Consider the following 23,412-nt stretch of genomic DNA (forward strand, 5'->3'; position numbering starts at 1 on the left):
ATCTCTGCGGGCCGCAATTGGCCTCGCAACGGAGAACACAACCAACTGGGGAGCTGATCATGAAATTCGGTGTGGGTACGTCCATCAAGAATGCTGAAATCGTTGCCGCCGCCGGCTTCGATTACCTCGAAATTTTTGCGGCAGGCAATTTGGCTCTGAGCATTCCGGAAGAGACCTGGCGGGAGAATCTGCGGCGGATCAAGGGCGCGCCGTTGCCGGTACTGGCCATGGCGGCGATATTGCCGGCGACGGTGCAATTGGTCGGGGATGGCGTCGATATGGCTGCCAATGTGTCGTACATGGAACGCCTGCTTGACCGGGCGGCGGCGGCGGGTATCCGCAAGCTGGTCTTCGGCTCGAATAAATCGCGCACCATCCCGGAGGGCTTTGATCACGCGGTGGCGGCGCGGCAGCTGGAAGATTACTTGCTGGCGATTGTTGGCCCGGCCGAGGACCGCGGCGTGCAATTTGTGATCGAGCCCCTGCATGCCGAATGCACCAACACCTTCACGACCATCGCCGCCAGCGCGGCCATGGTGCGCAAAATCAATCGGCCGGGCATGGCCCTGCTGGTGGACTTTTATCACTTCCACAAGACCGACCACGATGTGCTGTCGCTGTGCTGGAATGCCGACCTGCTGCGGCACAGTCATGTCTCCGGCAAGAGCCGCGAAATACCCGGTACCGTCGCTTGCGATTACGTGCCCTTTATGCGGATTTTACGTCAGGCCGGCTATGACCACAGCATGTCCATTGAGGCGACATTCCCCCTGACGGCAGACAACGCCAAGGCCGCGCAGGAAACGCTGCAACAGGCATGGACGGCCGCTGGATGAGGTATCTGCTTGGCAGACTAGTCAGCAGGAACTACAGTTGAGTCCATGCGGCCGGTGTGGTGCCGGCCGCTGTTGTTTTGGCTTGGGAGATGATCATGGAAGCGACATTTGGGCAGGCGGTGCAGGACTTTTATCTGGAGCAGCTGCGACTGAATTACCGCGAACGGCAGGAGCGCCTGCGGGCTGTGCGGAACGCTGCTGACGCCTTGGCCTATGTGCGGCAGGTCCGGGAGAAGATACGGCCGCTGTTTCGTCTGCCGGCGGAAAAATGCCCCTTGGCGGTGGAGACCTTGGGCGAGTTGCGTTTTGACGGCTTTCGGATGGAGAAGCTGCGCTATTACAGCCGGCCGGGCTTTGCGGTGACGGCCAATCTCTATGTGCCGGATGGGCTGTCGGCGCCGGCGCCGGCCGTTCTTGAGCAGTGCGGCCACACGGCGGAGGGCAAAGCCGGGCCGATTTACCAGCAGGCAGCGCGGGGACTGGCCCTGGCGGGCTGTGTCGCGCTGGTGATTGATCCGATTGGCCAGGGCGACCGTCGGCAATTTCTGCGGGTACCGGGTTTCGAGGGCGCTTGCTGGGACGAGCATTCCATCATCGGCAGGCAGCTGATACCCCTCGGCGACTGGCTGGGCAGCTGGATGGCGTGGGATGGTATTCGCGCGATCGACCTGTTGCTGTCGCGGCCCGAGGTGGACGCGACCCGCATTGCGGTCACCGGCACTTCTGGCGGCGGCACGGCGACGACTTTTGTTGGCGCTCTGGATGATCGTATCAGCATGCTGGCACCGAGTTGCTATATCACCAGCTGGCTGCGTAATGTCAGCAATGAACGGCCCACTGACAATGAGCAGATGCCGCCTGGAGCGCTGGCGGCCGGACTCGAAATCGCCGACTTCCTGATCGCCCAGGCGCCGCGGCCGACGCTGATTATGGGCCAGAAAAACGACTTCTTTGATGCGCGCGGTACTCGTGAGGCCTACGAGGACGTCGCGCACATTTACGACATGCTGGGCGCGCCAGGTGCCGTTGAGCTGGTGATCGGGCCGAGCCATCACACGCTTTGCGTAAATCTGCGCGAGGCGCTGTACAGCTTTGTCACCCGCCACGCGGGCTTGCCGGAAATGCGGCAGGAGCCGGCGGACATTCCGGTATCGACGCCTGACGAGTTATGCTGTGCTGAGACGGCGCCGCGAGTGGCGCGCGAGCTGTTCGCCGAGGACGCCCGCCGGCGTATTGCGCTGCGGCCCTCGCTCAGCGCTGACGAGCGGCAGACATATTTCCGCGACGCCTTGCGGCTGGAGCTGCCCGTGATGGCGCCGGCCTATCGCGTGTTGCGCGAGACGCGCTTGGGCGGGTGGGCCTTTTCGCGCTTTGGTCTTGAGACTGAGCCGGAGCGGGTCATGGCGCTACTGCTGCGGCGGGACCGCAGCGTGTTCTATCATCTGCCGGAAGAGCAGGGCGATATCACGCTGTACATTCCGCATGTGGATGCCAAGGACGAGATGGCCGCGATGCCCGACGATGGACCGCTGTGGGGTCTGGACCTGCGCGGTGTCGGCGAACTCACGCCGGCGGGCTGCTATCAGGATCGCCCACGGGAGAATTTTTTCCGCAGCAACGGCTTTGATTACAACTACGCGGCCTTGGGGATGATGCTTGACCGGCCCTACCTGGGGGGGAAGGTGCGGGACATTCTCGGCGCGCTGGCGTTGCTCGGCCGGGGTGGTGCGCGGGTGCGGCTGGTTGCGCGCGGGCAGGGCTGCGTGCCGGCGCAATTGGCCGCCATGTTCGCGGAGTGCGTCGTGGCTTGCGAGTTGATAGACCAGCCGGAAAGCTGGGCCGAGGCCGTGCTCAGTGATCTGCCGGCGCTGCCGCAGTCGGCCATGCTCTTCGGCGCCATCGACCACGCCGACTGGCGGTGACGGGATTACCAGGAGTTTTTTCTATCCGCAGATTGCGCAGATTGGCGCCGATTTCAGAGAGCTAGTGCCTGTCCGAAAAGCATAGTTGGGTTTTGCGAGGGGGAGGAAAATACCCTTCGCTTCGCTCGGGCCGCCGCTGCGCGGCTATCAGACTATCCCTGCACCTGCGGTGCAGGTCTGCGGCCCATTGGCCCTTTCCTCCCCCTCGCGCTCCCCCACCTATCCCTTTTCGGCTCAGCGCCTTGCGGCAATCGCTTCGCGTTTGCCGCAAGACGCTGAGCGTCAGCAGCTGAGGGTTCGGACTGGGCTTTTTACCGCTGTTTTCGCTGAAGTCATGGCTATTTTATGGCTAAAGAAAGACGGAAAGCACGCTTACGGCAGGCAAATATAGTTTTCGGATGACCTCGAGCTAGTGGGGAGCGTGCTGGAAAACTGTTGTTATATTGTTGTTGCAACAATGATACAACAACCAGGAGGTATTTATGTTCAAGACCCTCACCCGTCACGGCAACAGCCTCGCGCTGGTGATTGAGCGGCCCATTTTGGAGCTTCTTGGCGCGGGCATTGACACGCCCTTCGAGGTGACGACTGATGGCAATGCGCTGATTTTGACACCGGTCAGGGATGCCGCCCGGGCGGAGCGTTTTCGCGCTTCGCTGGAAAAGGTCGGGAAAAAATACGCCGGCACTTTTGAGGAACTGGCCAAGTGAATGGCGAGCTGGAATTTCTGACTTTTGCGGACGTCATGGCGATGCACGCGTATCAGATTGGGCACTTCGGCGGTGCGTTGGGGATTCGCGATGTCGAGTTGCTCAAATCGGCGTTGGCCATGCCGCCGGCGACGTATGGTGGTCAGTATCTGCATACGGACATCTTCGAGATGGCGGCTGCATATCTCTACCACTTGGTTGCCAATCATCCCTTTGTTGATGGCAACAAGCGCGTTGGTGCCATGGCCGCGTTGATCTTTCTTGATCTCAACGGTGTGGACTTTGCGGCGAGTAACGACGAACTCACCGAGGTGGTTCTCGCGGTCGCCAGCGGCGGGATGAAAAAGCCGGAGATAGCCGTTTTTCTGAAAGGGCACGCGCACTGAGTGGGCACTGGGTATCCAACGCCTGTTTCCGGAGTCGTATGACTGCGGCAGGCAAACAACTCTCTCTGGGGCAGTTGGACGCGAGGTGCCCGGCCAATGTGGCGCCCTCCGGGCGCAATGCCAAGGTGTTGTCCTACCCCGGGTTGCGGCGCCCTCCGGGCGCCTCACCCGGGGTTATGCATGGTCCGGCCCTCCGGGCCGAACTTGGCGGATCGTCGATCTGATCGGTCTGATCGACGGTCTTTTATCGCGGACGGATCGGATTACTGATCGGTCTGAGCGATGGTCTTTTTGCGAGAGCTGGTCGGGTTATTTCTGCTGGGGTAGTGCGAAGCAGCCGCTGGTCCATTCGTCGATGGTGGTGCGTTTGAGTTCGCGGGCGCCGAGTGCCTGGTAGCGCTGGAGAACTTCGGGGTACTGTTCGGTGAGGATGCCGGAGAGGATGAGGTAGCCATCGCCGTGTTTGCGGTCGACGAGTTTGCAGACATCTTCGGCGTATTTGAGGAGGACGACGGCGAGGATGTTGGCGGCGACGACCTGGCATGGTTGTGGCGGCTGGTAGGCGCCGAGTTCGGCGCAGTGGATGGCGACGTCATGGACGCCGGCGAGAGCGAGGTTGTCATAGGCGGTGTCGACGGCCTGCGGGTCGTTGTCGAAGGCATAGACGGGCTCGTAGCCGAGGAGGCGCGCACCGAGGGAGAGGATGCCCGAGCCGCAGCCGGCGTCGAGGAAAGAGCGCGGGCCTTGCTGGGCTTCGAGGTCGTCGAGGAATTGCAGGCAGGCTTTGGTGGTGCCGTGGTAGCCGGTGCCGAAGCACATGCCGGGATCAAGCGAGAGAATGATGTCGCCGGCCTGTGGTTCGACGTCTTCCCAGCTGGGTTTGACAACCAGGCGCGCGGAGGCGCGGAAGCTGTGGAAGTGCTTTTTCCAGCTTTCCGACCAGTCTTCCTGCTGCATGCAGGCGGTTTTGACGGCGCTGGGGCCCGTGAAGGCGTCCTGCCAGGGAATGAGCGCGTCACTGACGCGTTTGAGTTTGTCGTTGGCGTCGTTGTCGTCATCGGCCATGACGTAGGTGCTGGCGCGGCCGGTTTCGCGGCTGCTGTAGGAAGAGACGACGAAGTCGGCGGCGGCAAGGGCTTCTTCGATCATGGGCACGTCCGCGGCAGCGGATTCAATGACGACGACATGGATGCATTCCACGGCGGGGGCCTTTCTGAGGATAGGTACTTTGGAGACCTACGATTATTTCATGTATAGCGTAACATGAACACGCTGATAGTGTGTAACATAGCAAGCAAGAAAAGCGAGTTCCATTGCCCCTTTGGTCTCCGTCAGCTTCGCCGACGGGGACCAAAGGGGCCGAGGAACACGGGCATATTTGGCGTTGTACCCAGGGCGGCGCGCGCCTTCAGCGCGCTTGCCCTGGGCTGGTATGTTTCGCGCTTTCAGCGCTTCTGCCGCTTCGCGGCGCAGGTCTACAGTAGTTGCTTCGCGGTTGTTGCTTCGCGGCTTGGGAGTGTTGGCTGGCGAAGCTGTTTATTTTCGTCCGAAGGGCGACAGGTCGCGGAGGGCACTGATGATGGGTGGCACGACGCGGATGATGGTGTCGACTTCGTCTTGGGTGTTATAGCGTGAAAAGCTGAAACGGATGGAGCCGTGGAGGGACTGGTAGTCCAGGCCCATGGCGCGCAGGACATGGGAAGGCTCCAGGGAGCCGGAGGTGCAGGCCGAGCCCGAGGATGCGCAGATGTGCGCGGCCTGGTACATACGCAGGAGGATGGCTTCGCCCTCGATGTATTTGAAGCAGATGCTGCTGGTGTTGGGCAAGCGGTGTTCGGGATCGCCGTTGACGACGGGGTCCATGCAGCTGGCGAGTAGGCCCTGTTCCAAGCGGTCGCGCAGGGCTTTGACCGTGGATTGTTCGTCGCGGAGGTGTTCCATGGCTAGTTCGGCGGCTTTGCCAAGGGCGGCGATGCTGGCGACGTTTTCCGTGCCGGCGCGCTGGCCGTGTTCCTGGTGTCCGCCGATGAGGTAGGGCAGGAATGGCGTGAAACGACGCCGGTAGAGAACGCCGACGCCCTTGGGCGCGTGGAGCTTGTGGCCGCTGAGGGACAGGAAGTCAATCTGGCTCTGGCGCAGATTAATGGGAATCTTGCCGACGGCCTGGACGGCGTCCGTGTGGAACAGCGCGCCGTGTTCGTGGGCGATGGCGGCGAGTTCTTCGACGGGGTAGAGATTGCCGATTTCGTTGTTGGCCCACATGACGGTGACGAGGGCGGTGTCGTCGTCAATGACGGCGCGGGCCTCGTCGAGGTTGATGCGGCCCTGGTGGTCCACTGAGAGGAAGTCCACGTGGATGCCCTGTTTCTGCAGGAAATGGCAAGTGCTGAGGACGGCGGGGTGTTCGACGGCGCAGGTGACAATTTTGCGGCGGCCCTTTTGGGTTTCCAGGGCGCTCATGATGGCGGCGTTGTCGGACTCGGTGCCGCAGCTGGTGAAGATGATCTCTTCGGGCTCGGCGCCGATGAGTTCGGCGACGGCTTTGCGGGACTGGACCATGACTTTGGCGCAGCGGCTACCGAAGGGGTGGGGGCTGGAGGGATTGCCGTACCACGTGGTCAAAAAGGGCTCCATCGCCGCGAAGACTTCCGGGGCGATGGCGGTGGTGGCATTGTTATCGACGTAGATGATATCCTGCTCATTCATGGCGGGCGCCTTTGACTGCTGGCTGGGCCTTATTTCACTTCAACGACGTTCAGGGCTCCGGAGACTTTTTCACGGAGCTTGGCTTCGACCCAGTGTTTAAGGGTTTGGATGGCCGACGGGCAGCTGGCGCAACGGCCGGCTAGCTTCACCATTACGTTGTTGCCGTCAATGTCGATGAGTTGGGCGTCGCCGCCATCGGCTTTCAGGCCGGGCCGGATGATGTCATCGAAGGTGGATTGGATGAGGGCGATCTTCTGCAGGTTGGTGAGCTGGGACGGGGGGCGGGCGGCCGCGCTGTCGTCGCTGCTCTTTTTCTTGTTGCCGTTGATATCGTCAAGGATTTCCTGGATATCGGGTTTGCAGCCGCCGCAGCCCCCGCCGGCCTTGGTGTAGTGGGTGACTTGTTCGACGGTGGTGAGGTGGTTGGTCTTGATGGCCTCGCGGATGCGCGCCTCGGTGACGCTGAAACACTGGCAGACAATGCGGTTTTCGCCTTCTTCTTCGATGACGACTGGCACGTTCCAGTCCGGGTGTTTCTTGTGCATGTCGATCAGCGCGGCCTGGAAGGCCTCCATGCCCATGACGGAGCAGTGCATTTTTTCTTCGGGGAGTTCGCCGAGGAAGTCGGCGATGTCCTGGTTGGTGAGCTTGGCGGCATCGGCGAGCGTCTTGCCCTTGAGCATTTCGGTGAGTGCGGACGAGCTGGCAATGGCCGATGCGCAGCCGAAGGTCTGGAATTTGACGTCGGCGATGGTCTTTTTATCGTCGGCGAGTTTGACGTAGAGTTTCATAGCGTCGCCGCAGACGATGTTGCCGACTTCGCCAATGCCCTCGGCATCGGCAATTTCGCCTATATTGCGGGGGTGCAGAAAATAATCCATGACTTTTTCAGTATAGTCCCACATGATTGCCTCCTTGGCTGGGGTCCTGCGGCAGGAACGTTGTTGATATGCGAATGACTAGATGGCAGATCCTTAGTCGTCACTGCGCGCGGCTATGTTCCCGGGGCGAGGTTTTGCGCGAAAAAAAAGACCGCAACCCCAAGGTACAAGGTTGCGGCCGGAAGAACGTTGGCTGTTCTTACAGTTCGGGCTTGGTCTTGGGCAGGCCCCAAGCGCGGTCGCCATCTTTGTAGCGGCCTTCTTTTTTCAGCAGGTCGATGCGCTCATAGCGTTTGAGGACGTTGCGGCGTTCGCTGACCGCACCCTTGGTTTTCAGACTGGGATGAATGGACATGGTCTTTCCTCCGTTCACTCTATGCCCGCGGGGAGCCACGGGGTTTTAACTGACAACAAGCAGACAAAAATCGAAGCAATACTGTAAAGCCTTTCGCCATTATTGCAAAGGAATTCTGCTGGTGAAAATGAAAAAAGCGGTAATCGGTCACCCATTGAGAACGGACGCCCAGGCATGTCGCGACGTCAACCCCGGGTAAGTAAGTGAGTTCCATTGCCTCTTTGGCCCCAGTCAGCTGCGCCGACTGGGGCCAAAGAGGCCGAGGAACACGGACGTAGTCGCCGTTGTACCCAGGGCGGCGCGCGCTTTCAGCGCTGCTTGCCCTGGGCTGGTATGTTTCGCGCTTTCAGCGCTTCTGCCGCTTCGCGGCCAGGGAAACGGGCGCGTTTGACTCAGCCAGAAGCTCTGTGGCTTAATTATCAATGGGTGACCGATTACAAAAAGCGTCCATCGCGTCCATCGCGTCCATTGAGGGGATTGGTCAGGGGAGGAAGAGGGCGTCGATGTAGTTGTTTTCGAAGCCATCGATCATGTTGAGGGGCACGTCTTTGGGCTCGGCGATGATGGCTAGCAATTCGTCCATGATGTTGGGATTGACGGCGAGGCGGGCGGCACCAGCAAGGCTGGTATTGCCGGCGATGTGCGTTTTGGCGCGGGGCAGCATGGCGATGGCGATGGCGTGATCGAGATCAAGATAGCGGGCGAAACCGCCGGCGAGGATGATGCGTTGCAGCTGCTCGACGGGGCAGTGGCAGTACTCCAGGAGGGACAGGATGCCGGCGTAGACGGCGGCTTTGGCTTTGAGGAGCTGTTCGATGTCGGCTTCGGAGAGCGCCACGCCGGGGGCGATAGCGACTAGTTGCAGGTTGCCGTCGCGACGGTAGCGTTTACCGAGGACATCGGCCTGCAGTCGTCCGCAGGCATTAAGCCAGCCGGCATGGCGGCCCGCGTAGAGAACATCGACCATGGCGGAGCCGCAGAGGCCGTTGGGGGCGCCGCCGCCAATGACGCTGTAAGACCAGTCGGGCTGGACGTGGTCGATGGCGCCGGCGACGGCCCGGGAGCCGCTGGGGATGGCGGCGCCTTCGAAGGCTGGGCCGGCGGCGGCGGCGGTGCAGAAGAGCCCGTCGTTGGTGCGGAGGACGATTTCGCAGTTGGTGCCAATGTCGATGAGCATTTCGAAGGGCGCCAGCTGGCATTCGTGGATGCCGGCGGTGAGATCGCCGCCGACGTAGCCGGCGATGGCGGGCAGGGCCAGGACGGGCGTGGCGCCGGGGAGGGCGATGCCGAGCTCGTCGGCGCGGCGCTGAGGGAAGACGCGGAGTGGCGGTGTGAATGGCATGACGCCGATGGGCGCGGGGTCGATGCCCCAGAGGAGGGTGGTCATGACGGTGTTGCCGGCGATGGCGAGGCGCTGGGCGTCGTCAGCGACCAGTTCGGCGAGCAGGTCGTTGATGGAGGTAACTGCGGCCTGTTGCATGGCGGCGAGAGTGGCGGGAGTCGCGGCCTGGCTAATGCGGCTGATCACATTGTCGCCAAAACGGCTTTGCTGGTTGTAGCAGGAGGCCGACGCAAGGACCTCGCCATTGCGGATTTTAACGGCGGCGACAGTGGTGGTGCCGAGATCGACGGCGACGACGCATTCGTCGCGCTTGAGCAGTGGCGGGCCGTCCCAGAGGGCGTGTATCTGGCCATTGGGGACGCACATGGCGCGAGGGGGAACGTCGATGAGGCCCTCGGTGCTGAGCAGGGTGGTCTGGCAGGCCAGGGCGCTGGTGGGCGCGGTGACGCAGAGTTCTTTGCCGGCAACGAGGTAGCGCCCGGCGAGGAGGGTGATGCGGCAGCGGCCACAGGTGCCGCGGCCGGCGCAGCGTAGGTCCCAGCTGTATGGTTTGGGCAGAGTGACGGCTTGGGTCAAAGACTGGCCGCAACGGCTGATGGCGATTTTCATAGGTGGGGAAATACCTGGGGCTGGGGTGAGTGTCGGAGAGCGGGCGACGCCTAGAGCCTGTCCGAAAAGCCTAGTTGGGTTTTGCGAGGGGGAGGAAAATACCCTTTGCTTCGCTCGGGCCGCCGCTTCGCGGCTATTCGACTATCCCTGCACCTGCGGTGCAGGTCTGCGGCCCATTGGCCCTTTCCTCCCCCTCGCGCTCCCCCACCTATCCCTTTTTGGCTCAGTGCGTTGCGGCAAACGCTTTGCGTTTGCCGCAACGCACTGAGCGTCAGCAGCTGAGAGTTCGGACCGGGCTTTTCACCGCTGTTTTCGCAGAAGTCATGGCTATTTTTGGCTAGAGAAAGACGGAAAGCACGCTTCCGGCAGGCAAATATAGTTTTCGGATGACTTCTACCTAAAATCAATCCCAAGGGGGCTGTTGTCAAATACGTCTTTGGCGGTACGGTAAGGCGAGGTGGTCGGGAGGCTGCGCGCAGCGCGGAATAGTTGAGCACAAAAAAAGCCAGGTGGGCAGTATGAGTTTTGAAAATGGCAGATGGCACGGCAACCGGTATTACTTTGGGCTGCATTATGATCTGCATGCCAGTGACAACGACACGGAATTGGGCACGCGCTGCGGCCTGAACGAGCTGGTGCCGGCGCTGAAATTGCTGCGGCCGGATTTTGTCCAGACGGACTGCAAGGGCCATCCCGGCATGACCAGCTGGCCGACGACGGTGCCTGACGGCACGACGTCGCCGGGCGTGGTCAAGGACGCGCTTAGGCAGTGGCGCGAGGCGACGCGGCAGCTGAAGATGCCGCTGCATTGCCATTACTCGGGCATCTGGGATCGCGCGGCGTCGCAGAAGCACCCCGAATGGGCCGTGGTGCCGGCGCCCGGCTCGGATCCGGCGAAACCTTCTGAGAAGATGTGCCCGCGCGGGCCCTATCTGGATAAGCTGTTGATTCCGCAGATGAAAGAGCTGATTGACCGCTATGAGGTTGACGGTTTTTGGGTGGACGGCGAGTTGTGGGCGGCCGAGCCTTGCTATTGTCCGCTCTGCCTGGCGGCTTTCCGGGAGCGCAGCGGCCTGGCGGAAGCGCCAACGAGCATGGACGATCCGCACTGGCCCGAGTGGCAGCAGTTTACGCTGGACAGCTTCAAGGAATACGTTTCCCGCTATGTGACGGCGGTACACGAGCATCGTCCGGAAGTGCTGGTATGTTCGAATTGGCTGCAGACCTTTAGGAATCCGGGCTGTCCGGACGACGTTGCCACGGATTGGATCAGTGGCGACAACAGCTGGGTGTGGGGACTCGACGGCAGCCGTTGCGAGGCGCGCTGGCTGTGCAATCGCGGCAAGCCCTGGGACATCATGCTGTGGGCGTTCAGTTGCTCGCACGGCATGGGGCAGCCGAATTCGCCCTGGACGATGAAGCCGGTGGACATGTTGGCGCAGGAGGCCGCGATGCTCATGGCCACGGGTGGCAATGTGCAGATCTACGAGAGTCCGGGCGTACGCACGGGCCAGCTGGTGCCGTGGCGGCTGAAGCGCATGCGCGAAGTGGGAAAATTTATATCCAAGCGCCGGCGTCTGTGCCAGGGCACGCTGGGCTTGCCGCAGGTCGCGGTACTGCATTCGGAGGCGCATTATTACTCGCGGCCGACGGGCAAGAATCTCATGCATGGCTACGACGCCAATCCGGTTCGTGGCGCGGTATTCGCGCTGTCGGAGTGCCATTATGGCGTGGACATTATGGACGAGTGGGCGCTGCTGCAGACGCTGGATGCCTTCCCGGTGGTAGTGGTTCCGGAGCAGTTGCGGCTGTCAGACGAGATGGTCGAGGCGCTGAAACGCTATGTTCGTGGCGGCGGGCTGTTGTTCCTGACGGGTGCGGGCATGGCCGAGCGTTTTGGGATGTCTTTCCTGGGCTTGGACGGCCTGAGCATGGAAGACAAAGCGACCTATCATCTGCCAGTGAACAAGGGCGAGGCCAGCGTGCCGTTGCACAGCGAACCGTGGGGGTTGTTGCAGGTGGGCAAGAAAGGCCGCGGCATTGGCCGGCTGGGCACGACGCCATTGTGCGACGAACGGCTGCTGGCAACGCCGGCGGCGGTGACGACGCGAGTGGGGTATGGCCGGGTGATGTTTGTGGCGGCGGATATTTTCCGCGACTTTGAGCACAATCGCTATCCGCTGACGCGGCAGTTCGTGCAGGAACTGATGCGGCGGTTGTATCCGGATCCGGTAGTGTCCATTGAGGCGCCACTGGCGGTGGATGTCGCCTTGCGTTTCAAGAACGACGCGCTGCAGTTCCATTTCATCAACCGTTCGTCGGGCATCCCGAATCAGCCCAATAATGGCATGGTGGACGAAATACCGGCCGTTGGACCGCTGAAGCTGACCGTACGCATGGGGTGGCGCCCCGAGAGCGTCGCGTGGCATTTTGAAGACGACAGCGAGATGCTGTGGGAGTGGACTTCCGAGCCGAAGAAGGACCATGGTCACCAGCACAGCTGTGATTGCGGCTGCGAGGAGGAGCATGACGACGATTGCGACTGCGGCTGCCACGAGGAGGGCGAAGACGGCACCGTGACGGTGGAGATCGACAGCGTACGCATTCACGGTGTGGTGGTGATCAAATAAGACCGGGTACGCCTGGCTAATTCTAATCGTAACGCTGCTTGGTTGTAATGAAATGAGTACGGACGAGGAAGGAGTGACAGCATGGTACAGTGGTGGTTGACGCGCATGATGGTCATGGCGGTGGTGGTGGGCGTGAGCGGGGCCTTGTGGGCTGACCCGATCCTACCGAAAATTTTTTCCAGCAACATGGTGATGCAGCGTGGCCGGCCTCTGCCGGTGTGGGGTACTGCCGCGCCGGGCGAGAAGATCACCGTGGAGTTAGGTGGTCAGAGTGCGAGTGCGACGGCGGATGCGCAAGGCCGCTGGCAGCTGCGCTTGCCTGCCCAGGAGGCTGGCGGGCCAGCGGAGATGGTCGTTAGCGGTGCCACGGCGACCGTTCGTTGCGAGAACATCCTCTTTGGCGACGTGTGGGTGTGCTCGGGGCAGTCTAATATGGAATGGCGCACCAAGAACAGCCACAATGCCGCCGAGGCGCTGCCGGCGGCACTGCAGCCCCAGATACGGCTTTTTGACGTAACGAACAACAAAGCGGTGGCGCCCCTGCCGCTGACGGAGTTCGAGAAGTCGCCGCGTTGGCTGGAATGCACGCCGGAGAGCGTCGCTGAATTCAGCGCAGTGGGTTATTTCTTCGGTGCGGAGCTGCAGCGCGAGCTCGGCGTGCCGATTGGCCTGATCAGCAGTTCATGGGGCGGTACCCGTATTGAGCCTTGGACACCGGAATGCGGTTTTGCGGACATCGCGGAGTTGACGGATATTCGTCAGAAAGTGGCCTTAGCCAATCCGGCCAGCGCGCCGTATCAGGCGCGGTTGCGGCAGTACCTGGCCGACACCGAGCTGTGGCTGACGGAGGCCCGGCAGGCGCTGGCGGCGGAAAAGCCCATTTTGACGAAGCCGGACTATCCCCAAGAGCTCGTGCCACTGACCGGCAATCGTGAGCCGACGACGCTTTTCAATGCCATGATTGCGCCGATGGTTCCCTACGCGATTTGTGGTGCGATCTGGTATCAAGGCGAATCGAACCGGCATGATGGGCCGCTGTATTTTTACAAGAAGCAGGCGTTGATTGGCGGCTGGCGGCAGCTGTGGGGGCAGGGCGACTTCCCCTTCTACTGGGTGCAGCTGGCGCCCTACAATTACGGCGCGAGTCAGCCGTATGTTCTCCCACGCATGCAGGTGACGCAGACCAGTTGCGAGGCCATTGCCAACACGGGGCAGGTGGTGATCAATGACGTGGGCAATATCAAGGATATCCATCCACGCGACAAGGTGACGGTGGGCAAGCGCCTGGCGACTCTGGCGCTGAAGAAGCACTACGACCGGGATGTCGCAGTGTGGAGTGGTCCGGTATGCGTCGACATGACGGTGGCCGCCGGCAAGGCTCGCCTGCGTTTCGAGCATGTGGGCAGTGGGTTGGTTGCGCGGGACGACAAACCTCTGAGTCATTTCGAACTCTGTGGTGCGAAGGGCATTTTCGTACCGGCGGAGGCCGCAATCGTGGGCGCGGCCGAGCTGGAGGTATCGGCGGCGGGTGTGGACGTGGTTCACGCGGTGCGTTTTGCCTGGGAGCAGTTGGCCGAGCCGAATCTGATGAATCGCGAAGGCTGGCCGGCGGGCCCCTTCGTGGTGGGCGAGGTTCCAGTGACTAATGATTTACAGGAACGCATACCGGAAGCGGCGGGCTATCATCCGTTGTACGTCTTGGACATAGCGGAAAAGCCCAATTATCACAACGAGCCGGTGCCGTATGTGGTGGATCGGAGCAAGGATTTCGGCGGGATGGCGGTTGAGCGCATTGCCTACTGCCTGGAGTTACAGAAGGAAGGCCAGCCCTTGCAGTACGTCTTTGTGTCCATGGATGCCTTTACGCAGAATCTGGCGCAGATGGGTGTGCCGACGGCGCAGAGTGAGGCCTTCTTCCAGCAGAATGTCACGGGTATGACCATTGCCGCCAATGTGCCGGGGGTCCCGACGGGGATGAACCTGAACGGCGGCAATATTGAGTTTTGGCCCAGCAATTACGGCCCACAGAATCAAGCCAATGTGCCCAACGCGAGCGCGTCGGCGTTTGATTTTGGCGATGGTGGCGGCAAGGCTAAGGAGAAGGGCTACGGCTGCCTGCAGATTCACAACTACGAGAAGAAATGTACGTTGATTGCCTTCAATCGCTGGGGCGGCGGCACCTGCGAACTCGGTCTAGGCAACAGCCCGCAGGGCAACCTTGATTGGACGTTTACCAGCAACGCCGGCCAGTACAGCTTGCGGCGCCTGACAGTGCTGGTGCAGTTGCGCTGAGCACGGACGATTAGCGGCGCCGGCGATTGGAAGCGTCCAGCCGGCACTGCGGCTGGCGGCATACCCGTCCGTGCAGGTGGGGCGTTGTGAGCCTTGGCACGGTGAAGCGGTTTGTGGAGCGCTGGCGCCTGGGCAAGTTGTGGGCCTTGTCAAACAGTGCCAATAACGGGTGCAGGCTTTGCGTTGTAGCTACGGCTGATGATATTGCCTCGGACATATGGTGGCATCTGGTTAGCGTCTGCAGTGGCGATAGCTCGTCGTGGTTTGAATGAAGTACATGCGGCTATATAGTAACCAATTGCACCAAAAAGCCAAACACACGGCAAAATCGCAGCGAAGCTCGGCTTAGTTGTCTATGATATGAATTGGGTGGCAGGTACTAGGCCGACGGGTATTGGCGGTTGGGTGGATTGCGTAGTTTTTTATGATCTAATGGAGGCGTTTGCAGTTATGCTTTCAGACAATGATACCATGAAGTTGTACATGCAGAATATCGGGCAGTATCCGCTGGTGAGCCCGAAGGAAGAAGTCGAGTTAGCGGCCAAGATTGCCGCTGGGGACGCCGAGGCGCGTGCCAAGTTAATTCGCAGCAATCTGCGTTTGGTAGTGAAGATTGCCCACGATTTCAAGGGATTGGGCCTGCCCCTGCTGGATTTGATCTCCGAGGGCAACATCGGCCTGATGCGGGCGGTGGAAAAGTTTGACCCGTCCAAGGGGGCGAAATTGAGTAGCTATGCCGCATGGTGGATCAAGCAGTCCATGCGGCGGGCTTTGGCGAATCAGGCGCGGACGATTCGTATTCCGGTGCAGTCGGCAACCAAGATCAGCAAGATACAGGCGGCGCGGACCAAGTTGACTGAAGACCTCGGCCGGGAGCCATCGGACAAAGAGATCGCCGTTGAGGTCAATTTGACCGAGCGTACCGTGACCGGGCTGCGTTTGGGCCGGACCACGACGATTTCGTTGCATGATCCGATTCAGCACGGCGAGGACGGTGAATTTCGTGATATTATTGCCGACGACAAGACGACCGCTCCCGACGAGCTAGTTCAGGACGAAGAGACGCTGACGCACATGTTGCGGTTGACGGACCGCCTGGAGGACCGCGAGCGGACGATTCTCAATCTGCGTTTTGGCCTCAATGGTGAGCGCGCCAAGACGCTGGAAGAAGTCAGTCAAAAAATTGGCCGCACCCGTGAGCGCGTGCGGCAAATTCAGAACCAGGCGTTGGACAAGCTGCGGGCCATGCTGGAAGAAGACGGTTTGATTGACGGCTTCGCCGACTACACGGAAAGCCCGGTGGTAGACAAGCAGTAAGTACCGGTCGAATTTGTTCTGAACAAAATTGAACCGCCGGACGGCGAACGTCGTCCGGCGGTTTTGTTATTTATCGAGTTGACCTTGATGCGGTGGGCTGCGGTAAGTATGTTTCCGGAGTTGCTTCTTGCCGGCCCTGGTTGGATCTTAGCTCGTCAAGTCATAGAGCTTTGTGAGGATAGACAACGGGCCGTATGCGTGTTGATCAGTGACTGGGTTGATTGATGAGGTTGTCGCTATTGTCGAGTTCGATGATATACGCCACTGATTCCATATTGGCGTTTCTGACTTCATAATGCAGCACGATGGCGATTTTGTCTTCGCTTGGGTGCCAGGCGCTCATGCCAACGTAGCACTTGCGTTTGGCGTATTCGGGTGCCCGGCGGTTGTTGAAGCCGGTGAGACGGCGTTTTTCCTTGCCGTCGCTGTTCATGATCCACAGGTCGGATTGCATGAACTGTTGCCAGCGGGCGCCGCCGATGCCGAGGTACGGGACGGTATTGCCCTCGCTTGAGCTCCAGATGATTTTCTTGCCGTTTGGTGAGAAGGACGCATAGCGATCCCAGACGTATGGGGTGTTGGTGAGCATGACAGGCGTCATTTTAGCTTGGCTGGGATAGACGCTGGCCAGCTCCATCATGCAGATGTCCATGCCGAACCACTGTTGGTCCGGGGTCATATTGCCGGCGAAGAGCAGCGATTTGCCATCGGGTGAAAAGCCGTAGCTTTCATAGAAGTCATGCTGGGTGCCGGGCTGGAAGTTTTGTTGATTGGTCAGTTGTGGGCGGTCGCCAGCGAAGCTGAAGTCGGCCAGGAAGAGTGCGCGTTCGCCCCAGATGGACCCTCTGGTGGTGGCGCCGAGGCAGCCGGTCCAGAAAAGCAGCTTGCCATCGGGAGAGAATTTCGGCATGCTGACGCCTTTGGGGCTGTTGAAGGATGTCAGCATATGGGTTAGCTGCCAGAAGCGCGACCCTGTGCTGGTGGTGAGCCAGAGATTGCATTGCAGTCCGTAGCTCGGTACCGAGCGGGTGAATTCTGAGCTGTCTGTGTTTTGTCCGCAGAAGATAATGTGCTGGTTGTCGGGATGCCAGGACGCGTTGCCATTATGGCTGCGGCTGCTGCTGCTGCGATTGGCGGTGACGGCCGGGTTGCGTTCGCCGTCTGCGGCGAGAGGCACCACGAAGACTTGGTAGAATTGATTAATGCCTTGGCGGTCGACGATGAGGGACTTGCCATCGCTGCTCCAGGCGATGCTTTCGATATTTTGGAAGTCTTTGCCTAGGGGGGTGATTTTGGCGACGGCGATTTTGCCGTTGGTGATATCTTCAACGCTGATTTTGGGCTTTTCCTGGCAACGGGCCAGATTTCCGGCGCAGAGAGCCAGGCACATAGCGGCGCGCAGCCACGGCTTTCTAGTGAGTATGAGCATAGGCGATACCTTCACGCGTGTTATCTCGGGTAGAACGGTAAAACAGAATGAAAACTATAGTTGACCAAGGCGTATTTGGCAATGCATTGGGGTAGGCACGGAATTGGTCGCTGCCTGCTGGTGGCGTTACTGTCGAGTGACAGCGCCAAATTGGAAAAGATCCCATGACGGCAGTTCTCGGTGCCACATTTGCTTATTCCAGTTTGGCGAGTGCCTGTAGAAGGCGGAAGTTGGCATTGGCGATCATCTGGCCAAGTGCGTGGGGCGTACGCTGATGTAGCCGCCGAGGGGTAAAGCCTGGTCGGTAAGAACGTCGCCGGCATCATCATTGCCGAGTTCGGCGATGATGGTGTCAGGAAAAGGCGGCCATAATTGATTTTCTGGCCCCGTTCGACGAGGACCATATGCTCTTTCTGCGTCGAAAAGCGATTTTCGTTGCGGCAAAGGCCGTCATGAAAAAGCCGCCGGGCGCCATGTCTAGTGAGGCGTTGCCGGCGGCCTGATGTCGGCAGGGCGCGACTTAGTGGTGTGAGAAGACCCGTTCCGGCGCGTGGTAGAGGGCCACGCCGAGTTCGTTGGCGCGCAGGATGACGTCGGCGTCTTTGAGGGAGCCCGACGGGGCGATGATGGCGGTGATGCCGGCTTTGGCAGCGACTTCGACGCCGTCGGGGAAGGGGAAGAAGCCATCGCTGGCCATGACGGCGTCGTGGATGACTTCTTTGCCCGCGTATTTCTGCTTGAACTTTTCAATGGCCTGTTCGACGGCGCCGACGCGGTCTTGTTCGCCGGTGCCGACGGCGAGCGTGCCGCCGTTTTTGACGATGACGACGCCGTTGGAGCGCACGCTGATATTGATGTACCAGGCGCAGAGCAGGTCCTGCAGCTGGGCGGGACTGGCCGTGACGGTACTCGTGACGATGCCGGTGTTGCGGTTTTCGGCGCTCGCGGGTTTGAGGTCTGCGATGCTGCGGACGTGGGTCATCAGGGGATCGGCGATGACCAATGAGCCGTCGGCGAGCACCTTGAAGGTCTGGTAGCCGACGATGTCGTCGCCAATGAATTTGGGCAGCTGACTGAGGTCACCGCACTCAAGGATACGGACGTGCTTGTTCAGCTTGTTGTCGGGATTGCAGAAGATGGCGAGGGCTTCGGGGCTGTAGGCGGGGGCGACGACGCATTCAACGAAGCTTTCCATGATAGCGGCGGCGGTGTCAGCATCCACGCAGGTGTTGAAGGCGATGACGCTGCCGAAGGCGGCTCGCGGGTCGCAGTCGCGGGCTTTGAGGTAGATGTCCTTGAGGCTGTCCTGGGGGCTGCCGGTAGCGGCGCCGCAGGGGTTGACGTGTTTCATGCAGGCACAGGCCGGACAGTTGAAGAATTTGACGATATTGAGCGAGAAGCTGATGTCTTCGAGGTTGGTTTGCGACAGGCCGCTTTTGCCGGTTTTGAGGACTTTCATGTCGCCGATGACGTTATTTTTGCCGGCGATTTTGTAGAAAGCGGCGGTTTGATGTGGGTTGGTGCCATAGCGGAGGTCGTCGACCTTGCTGAGGGTCTTGCCGAGGATGTTGATTTCCTGTGGGTAGTTGCCGGCGTTTTTGGACAGGTAGGTATTGCGGGTCAGTTTGTCATCAGCCATGTCTCACTCTCCTTGGGGTTAGGCTTTGAATTCGGTGTTGTTATCTTTGCTCAGCTGCAGGTCATAGAGTGTGTGGTAGGCGCCGTTTCGGGCGTAGAGCTCGGTGTGGGTGCCTTGTTCGATGATTTGGCCGTGGTCCAGGACGATGATGGTATCGGCCTTGAGGATGGTGCTGAGACGGTGGGCGATGGCGATGACCGTACGGTTGGCCATCAGTTTGGCGATGGCTTCCTGCACGAGCTTTTCGGTGGCCGAGTCAAGGGCGCTGGTAGCCTCGTCGAGGATGAGAATTGGCGGGTTTTTGAGCAGTGCGCGGGCAATGGCGAGGCGTTGTTTCTGGCCGCCGCTGAGGAGCGCACCGCGTTCGCCGACGGGGCGGTCGTAGCCGAGGGGGTCGGCGATGATGAACTCGTGGGCGTTGGCCTGCTTGGCGGCGGCGATGACGTCGTCCATGCTGGCGTTGGGCGAGCCGTAGCGGATATTTTCGGTGATGGTGGTATTGAAGAGGAAAGTGTCCTGGGCGACGATACCGACCATGCGGCGGAAGGAGGGCAGATCAAGATCGCGGAGGTCGTGGCCGTCTATGCGGATGGCGCCTTGGCTGGGGTCATAGAAGCGGGCGATGAGGTTGGCGATGGTGGATTTGCCGGAGCCGGTCTGGCCGACCAGGGCGACCAGGTGTCCCTTGGGAATGGTGGCGGTAAAATCCTTGAGGACGACGGGGCCGGCCACATCGTAGGCGAAAGTCAGGTGATCAATCTGGATGTGCTGGTTGAAGTCAGCGAGGAAGACTGGGTTCGGGTTCAGTGGCAGGCTGGTGTCGGTGTCGAGAAGTTCGAAGACTCGTTCGGTGGCGGCGGCGCTGCGTTGGAGGTTACTGTTGAGTTTGGCCAGTTCCTTGATGGGCTTGTAGGCCTGCTGGGCGGCGTAGCCGATGACGGCTAGGCTGCCGAGGGACACGCGGTAGTGATAGCAGATGATGAGAAAGAGACTGCCCAGGCCGATGGCGGTCATCTGCATGGTGGGCTGCATGAAGACATCGGCCAGGAGGGCCTTGACTACCGACTTGAAGTAGCTGCGGTTCTGTTCCTTAAAGCGTCGCGATTCGTCTTTTTCGGTATTGAAGGCCTTGACGACGCGGATGCCGCTGAAATTTTCCTGCATGCGGGCGACCAGGTCGGAGACTCTAGCGAGGACCCGGCGTTGGTACTTGCGGACGAAGCGTGAGATCATGAAGACGGGAATGACGCAGAGTGGCATGGCGAGCAGGAGGAATATCGTTGGCTGGAGCAGATTGATGGCGATGGCTTTTTGCAGCATGAACTGGAAGGCGACGAGGATGAGGATTGGGGCCGTGCACATTTCGGCGATGGAGTTGGCAAAGGCCGATTCGATGGCGGCGGTGTCGTAGGTGCAGCGGCTGATGAGCTGGCCGACGTCATTTTTGGAAAAGAAGGTCAAGGATTGTTTTTGCAGGGTGTCAAAGAGTGCCTGGCGGATATCGGTGACGACTCTGGCGCCGACCCAGCGCAGGAAGTAGCGGTTGATGAATTCGCCGAAGGACTTGAGGAGGAAGTAGAAGAACATGACGGCGATGAGGGTGCAGACCAGCGGGAAGGTAAGTTGTTCGTCTTCGCTGACATCGAAGCCCAGGCGGGTGGTAACGGCGTTGATTTGGGCGAAGATGCCGTCGGGCTTCTTCTTGGTTGCCTGGGGGCTTGGTGCTGTTGTCTGGCTGGCCGCTGGTTCCCCCATCAGTGAAGGTGGGGTTGTGGCTGGTATAGGTTTTTGGCTTGTCTCGTTGGCTGCGCTGGTGATGGATGTGTCGGTGACCTCCATCAGCCAGCGGATGGTGCTGCTCTGCAGGAGCTTGTCCTTGATGGACTGGGTGCCGGTCTTGTCCTGGTGCATTTTTTGGGCGTAACCGCTTTCGAGGGCGTTGATGCCAAGGTCCATAAAGCGGAGGTAAGCGGACATGGCGCTGCCCATGAGAATGCCGGCCGAGACGCCAATAAGCAGTCGAAACCAGTAGGGTCTGGCGAAGCTACGCAGGAGTCGCCAATAGATGATGAGTGCGTTAGAGCTAGGTTTGCCAGCCGGTTGCGGTTTCAAGTATCTGCTCCCTAGCTATTTACACAACGACGCGAGCGTGTCGGCGACATAGCGTTTCTGAATATGGCTGAGTTCTGGGTAGATGGGCAGGGCGAGGGTTTCGGCGGCGGCCCGCTCACTCTCCGGAAAATCGCCTTTGCTGTAACCCAGCGACGCGTAGCATTGTTGCAGGTGCAGGGGCACGGGATAGTAGACATCGCAGCCGATGCCAGCGGCCTTGAGGCCGTCCCAAACGGCCTGGCGGCGGCCGCCAAGGATGCGGATCACGTACTGATTGAAGACGTGCCGGTTGTTTTTGGTGGCAGTGACAGGCAGGGTCAGATTGGGGACTTTAGCCAGGAGAGTCTGGTAGTCATCAGCGTTCTTTTGCCGGCTGCTGGTCCAGGAGTCGAGGAATTTGAGTTTGACCAGGAGGACGACGGCCTGCATGGCGTCCATGCGGAAGTTGCCGCCGATGTACTGATGGTAGTATTTGGGGCTGCTGCCGTGACTGCGGTAGATTTTGAGTTTTTCTGCGCGTTCGGGGTCATTGCAGAGAATCATGCCGGCGTCACCGAAGGCACCGAGGTTCTTGCTGGGGAAGAAGGACAGGCAGCCGTAGTGGCCCATGCTGCAAGCCTGGCGGTGCATGTATTCGGCGCCGATGGCCTGAGCGGCGTCTTCAATGACGACGAGCTGATAGCGTTCAGCGAGCGCCATGACGCTGTCCATGTCGACCATCTGGCCGTAGAGATGGACGGGTATGATGGCCTTGGTGCGTGGGGTGATGGCCGCTTCGATAAGGTCGGTGTTGAGATTGCAGGTGTCGGGCTGGATATCGACAAAGACGGGCCGGGCGCCGACCCGTGAGATAGCGCCGGCGGTGGCGAAGAAGGTGTAGGGGCTGGTGATGACCTCGTCGCCGGGGCCGATGTTTTCGGTCATGAGGGCCATGAGCAGCGCGTCGGAGCCAGAGGAAACCGCGCAGGCGAAGCGGCATTGGCAGTAGGCGGCAATCTTCTTTTCGAGGTCTTCGACGTGTTGTCCGAGGATGAACTGTTGGCTGGCGCAGAGCTCGGCGATGGCTGTTTGTATTTCACCGCGAATCTGTTCGTATTGGGGCTTGAGGTCAAGCAGAGGAACCTGCATGGTTCGTCCTTGTGGTTGAGTGATACTGCTACAAAAAGTGAGGCGGAGCCGCGCAAAAAAGTTAGGACAGTAAAAATAACCTTCTTGGGGCCGCATGCAACTGCGGAAGCCGGAAAGGGCGGGATGCATGTCCCCTTTTCGTGGCGTTGTCGCGGCGCAATGGCAGGTGGGCGGGTGCGGGGCCTGGCAGCGATGTTGGTGCGGCCGTATCAGGCAGGTGTGGCAGGTTTATAGCTGAGCGACGTCGTAGCCGTGATGGCGGAAGAACTCCAGCAGGGAGTTGTCGCCGACGAGATGTCCGGCGCCGACGACGCTGAGGACGGCCTTGCCTTCGTGGTTGGCTGCGTGGAGTTGCTGGAACCAGCTGCGATTGCGGGTTTGCAGCATGCGTTTTTGCAGGGCGTTGTTGCCTTCGAAGCCTGAGCTGATGAGTGCGGCCAGTTCGGCGGCGTCGCCGCGCAGCCAGATTTGCAGCATGTGCTGGGTGAAGGCGGGCATGTTATCGATTTCGGCGAGGGTATTTTGGATGAACTCGTCATCGCTGGCGGAGTTGATGCTGCTGAGCAGCTGCAGTTGTTCGTCGGGCTGTTCGAGGCAGAGGATGATTTTGTCCTGTGCTTTGGCGCGGGCGAAGAGATAGCTGTCGACGCCGAGTTGTGATGCCATGCCGGAGAGTTGGAGGGCGCTGGAGGTGAGCAGGGACGCGCAGTACCAACTGCGGAGGCGGCTGATGGTGCTGTCGTGATAGCCGAGGGATTGTGCGCGCTGGCACAGACCCTGCCAGGTATCGGCGCTGAGTTGCCCGGCGAGGCTATGTCCTTCGGGCATAGTGCCGGCCTTGGCCATGAGGGCGTGGAATGCGGGTGAGGCGATGGTGCCGAGGTCGGTTTCGAAGGCGGTGACGCCGCAGTCGCTGAAGGCGTCTTCGACGATCTGGGGCAGCGGGTACATTTCTGGGGTACCGAAGTGCAGGGCGCCGAAGAAAAAGAGTGGTAGCGCGCCATTTTTTTGGGCTCGCCAGAAGAGCTGTCGGGGCGCGGTGGCCGGGACTGCGGGTTGCGTGGCATCGTGATTAGGGCAGGGGGCTGCTGAATGTGCGTCGTGCATGATTGTCCGTG

17 protein-coding genes are annotated in these 23,412 nt (G+C 60.3%); 7 read left to right on the forward strand and 10 right to left on the reverse strand.

The features are described 5' to 3' along the window. Window positions 1–59 precede the first annotated feature (59 nt). The 4 genes from J3R75_RS16185 (at window position 60) to J3R75_RS16200 (ending at window position 3,854) form a co-directional block, all read left to right on the forward strand. Window positions 60–836 carry a sugar phosphate isomerase/epimerase family protein gene (locus J3R75_RS16185; protein ID WP_307263711.1) on the forward strand — a complete coding sequence of 259 codons (777 nt, stop codon included), beginning with the start codon at window positions 60–62 and terminating at the stop codon, window positions 834–836. 95 nt (window positions 837–931) lie between these two features. Next, window positions 932–2,758 (forward strand): acetylxylan esterase, encoded by a 1,827-nt coding sequence (locus J3R75_RS16190; RefSeq protein ID WP_307263715.1) that lies wholly within the window; start codon window positions 932–934, stop codon window positions 2,756–2,758. 482 nt (window positions 2,759–3,240) lie between these two features. Next, window positions 3,241–3,468, forward strand: coding sequence for an AbrB/MazE/SpoVT family DNA-binding domain-containing protein (locus J3R75_RS16195; RefSeq protein ID WP_307263718.1), 228 nt, complete (start codon window positions 3,241–3,243; stop codon window positions 3,466–3,468). Further along, complete coding sequence (locus J3R75_RS16200; protein WP_307263721.1) at window positions 3,465–3,854, forward strand: type II toxin-antitoxin system death-on-curing family toxin; 390 nt, start codon at window positions 3,465–3,467, stop codon at window positions 3,852–3,854. Before J3R75_RS16195 ends, J3R75_RS16200 begins: the two co-directional genes overlap by 4 nt. 309 nt (window positions 3,855–4,163) lie before the next feature. Here J3R75_RS16200 and J3R75_RS16205 read toward each other — a convergent pair whose 3' ends face one another. The 5 genes from J3R75_RS16205 to J3R75_RS16225 form a co-directional block, all read right to left on the reverse strand. Further along, a complete protein-coding gene (locus J3R75_RS16205; protein ID WP_307263724.1) occupies window positions 4,164–5,054 on the reverse strand; it encodes a 50S ribosomal protein L11 methyltransferase in 891 nt (296 codons plus the stop codon). Window positions 5,055–5,390: 336 nt separating this feature from the next. Continuing rightward, entirely contained in the window at window positions 5,391–6,560 is a 1,170-nt protein-coding gene (nifS, locus tag J3R75_RS16210; RefSeq protein WP_307263727.1) for a cysteine desulfurase NifS, read from the reverse strand. A 29-nt stretch (window positions 6,561–6,589) separates the two neighbouring features. Beyond that, entirely contained in the window at window positions 6,590–7,465 is an 876-nt protein-coding gene (gene nifU / locus J3R75_RS16215) for a Fe-S cluster assembly protein NifU (protein ID WP_307263730.1), read from the reverse strand. 175 nt (window positions 7,466–7,640) lie between these two features. After that, on the reverse strand, window positions 7,641–7,796 hold the full coding sequence (locus tag J3R75_RS16220) for a small basic protein (RefSeq protein WP_307263732.1): 156 nt from the start codon (window positions 7,794–7,796) through the stop codon (window positions 7,641–7,643). Between the two features lie 481 nt (window positions 7,797–8,277). Further along, entirely contained in the window at window positions 8,278–9,747 is a 1,470-nt protein-coding gene (locus J3R75_RS16225; RefSeq protein ID WP_307263734.1) for an ASKHA domain-containing protein, read from the reverse strand. Window positions 9,748–10,265: 518 nt separating this feature from the next. On the opposite strand from J3R75_RS16225, the gene J3R75_RS16230 reads away from it, so the two are divergent. The 3 genes from J3R75_RS16230 (at window position 10,266) to J3R75_RS16240 (ending at window position 15,986) form a co-directional block, all read left to right on the forward strand. Beyond that, a complete protein-coding gene (locus tag J3R75_RS16230) occupies window positions 10,266–12,377 on the forward strand; it encodes an alpha-amylase family protein (protein ID WP_307263736.1) in 2,112 nt (703 codons plus the stop codon). A gap of 81 nt (window positions 12,378–12,458) precedes the next feature. Beyond that, complete coding sequence (locus tag J3R75_RS16235; RefSeq protein ID WP_307263738.1) at window positions 12,459–14,669, forward strand: sialate O-acetylesterase; 2,211 nt, start codon at window positions 12,459–12,461, stop codon at window positions 14,667–14,669. A gap of 471 nt (window positions 14,670–15,140) precedes the next feature. Then, window positions 15,141–15,986: a sigma-70 family RNA polymerase sigma factor gene (locus J3R75_RS16240; RefSeq protein WP_307265542.1), complete on the forward strand. Its 846-nt coding sequence runs from the start codon at window positions 15,141–15,143 to the stop codon at window positions 15,984–15,986. 205 nt (window positions 15,987–16,191) lie between these two features. Here the strand turns inward: J3R75_RS16240 and J3R75_RS16245 are convergent, their stop codons facing one another. The 5 genes from J3R75_RS16245 to J3R75_RS16265 form a co-directional block, all read right to left on the reverse strand. Further along, window positions 16,192–17,415, reverse strand: coding sequence for a TolB family protein (locus tag J3R75_RS16245; RefSeq protein WP_307263740.1), 1,224 nt, complete (start codon window positions 17,413–17,415; stop codon window positions 16,192–16,194). Window positions 17,416–17,935: 520 nt separating this feature from the next. Beyond that, on the reverse strand, window positions 17,936–19,054 hold the full coding sequence (locus J3R75_RS16250) for a hypothetical protein (RefSeq protein WP_307263742.1): 1,119 nt from the start codon (window positions 19,052–19,054) through the stop codon (window positions 17,936–17,938). 18 nt (window positions 19,055–19,072) lie between these two features. After that, entirely contained in the window at window positions 19,073–21,166 is a 2,094-nt protein-coding gene (locus J3R75_RS16255) for an ABC transporter ATP-binding protein (RefSeq protein WP_307263745.1), read from the reverse strand. 15 nt (window positions 21,167–21,181) lie between these two features. After that, window positions 21,182–22,294: a DegT/DnrJ/EryC1/StrS family aminotransferase gene (locus tag J3R75_RS16260; RefSeq protein ID WP_307263747.1), complete on the reverse strand. Its 1,113-nt coding sequence runs from the start codon at window positions 22,292–22,294 to the stop codon at window positions 21,182–21,184. A 228-nt stretch (window positions 22,295–22,522) separates the two neighbouring features. Next, window positions 22,523–23,401 carry a TraB/GumN family protein gene (locus J3R75_RS16265; RefSeq protein ID WP_307263750.1) on the reverse strand — a complete coding sequence of 293 codons (879 nt, stop codon included), beginning with the start codon at window positions 23,399–23,401 and terminating at the stop codon, window positions 22,523–22,525. Between the last annotated feature and the right edge of the window lie 11 nt (window positions 23,402–23,412).

It is taken from the genome of Oligosphaera ethanolica (genome assembly GCF_030814695.1).
Lineage (GTDB): Bacteria > Verrucomicrobiota > Lentisphaeria > Oligosphaerales > Oligosphaeraceae > Oligosphaera > Oligosphaera ethanolica.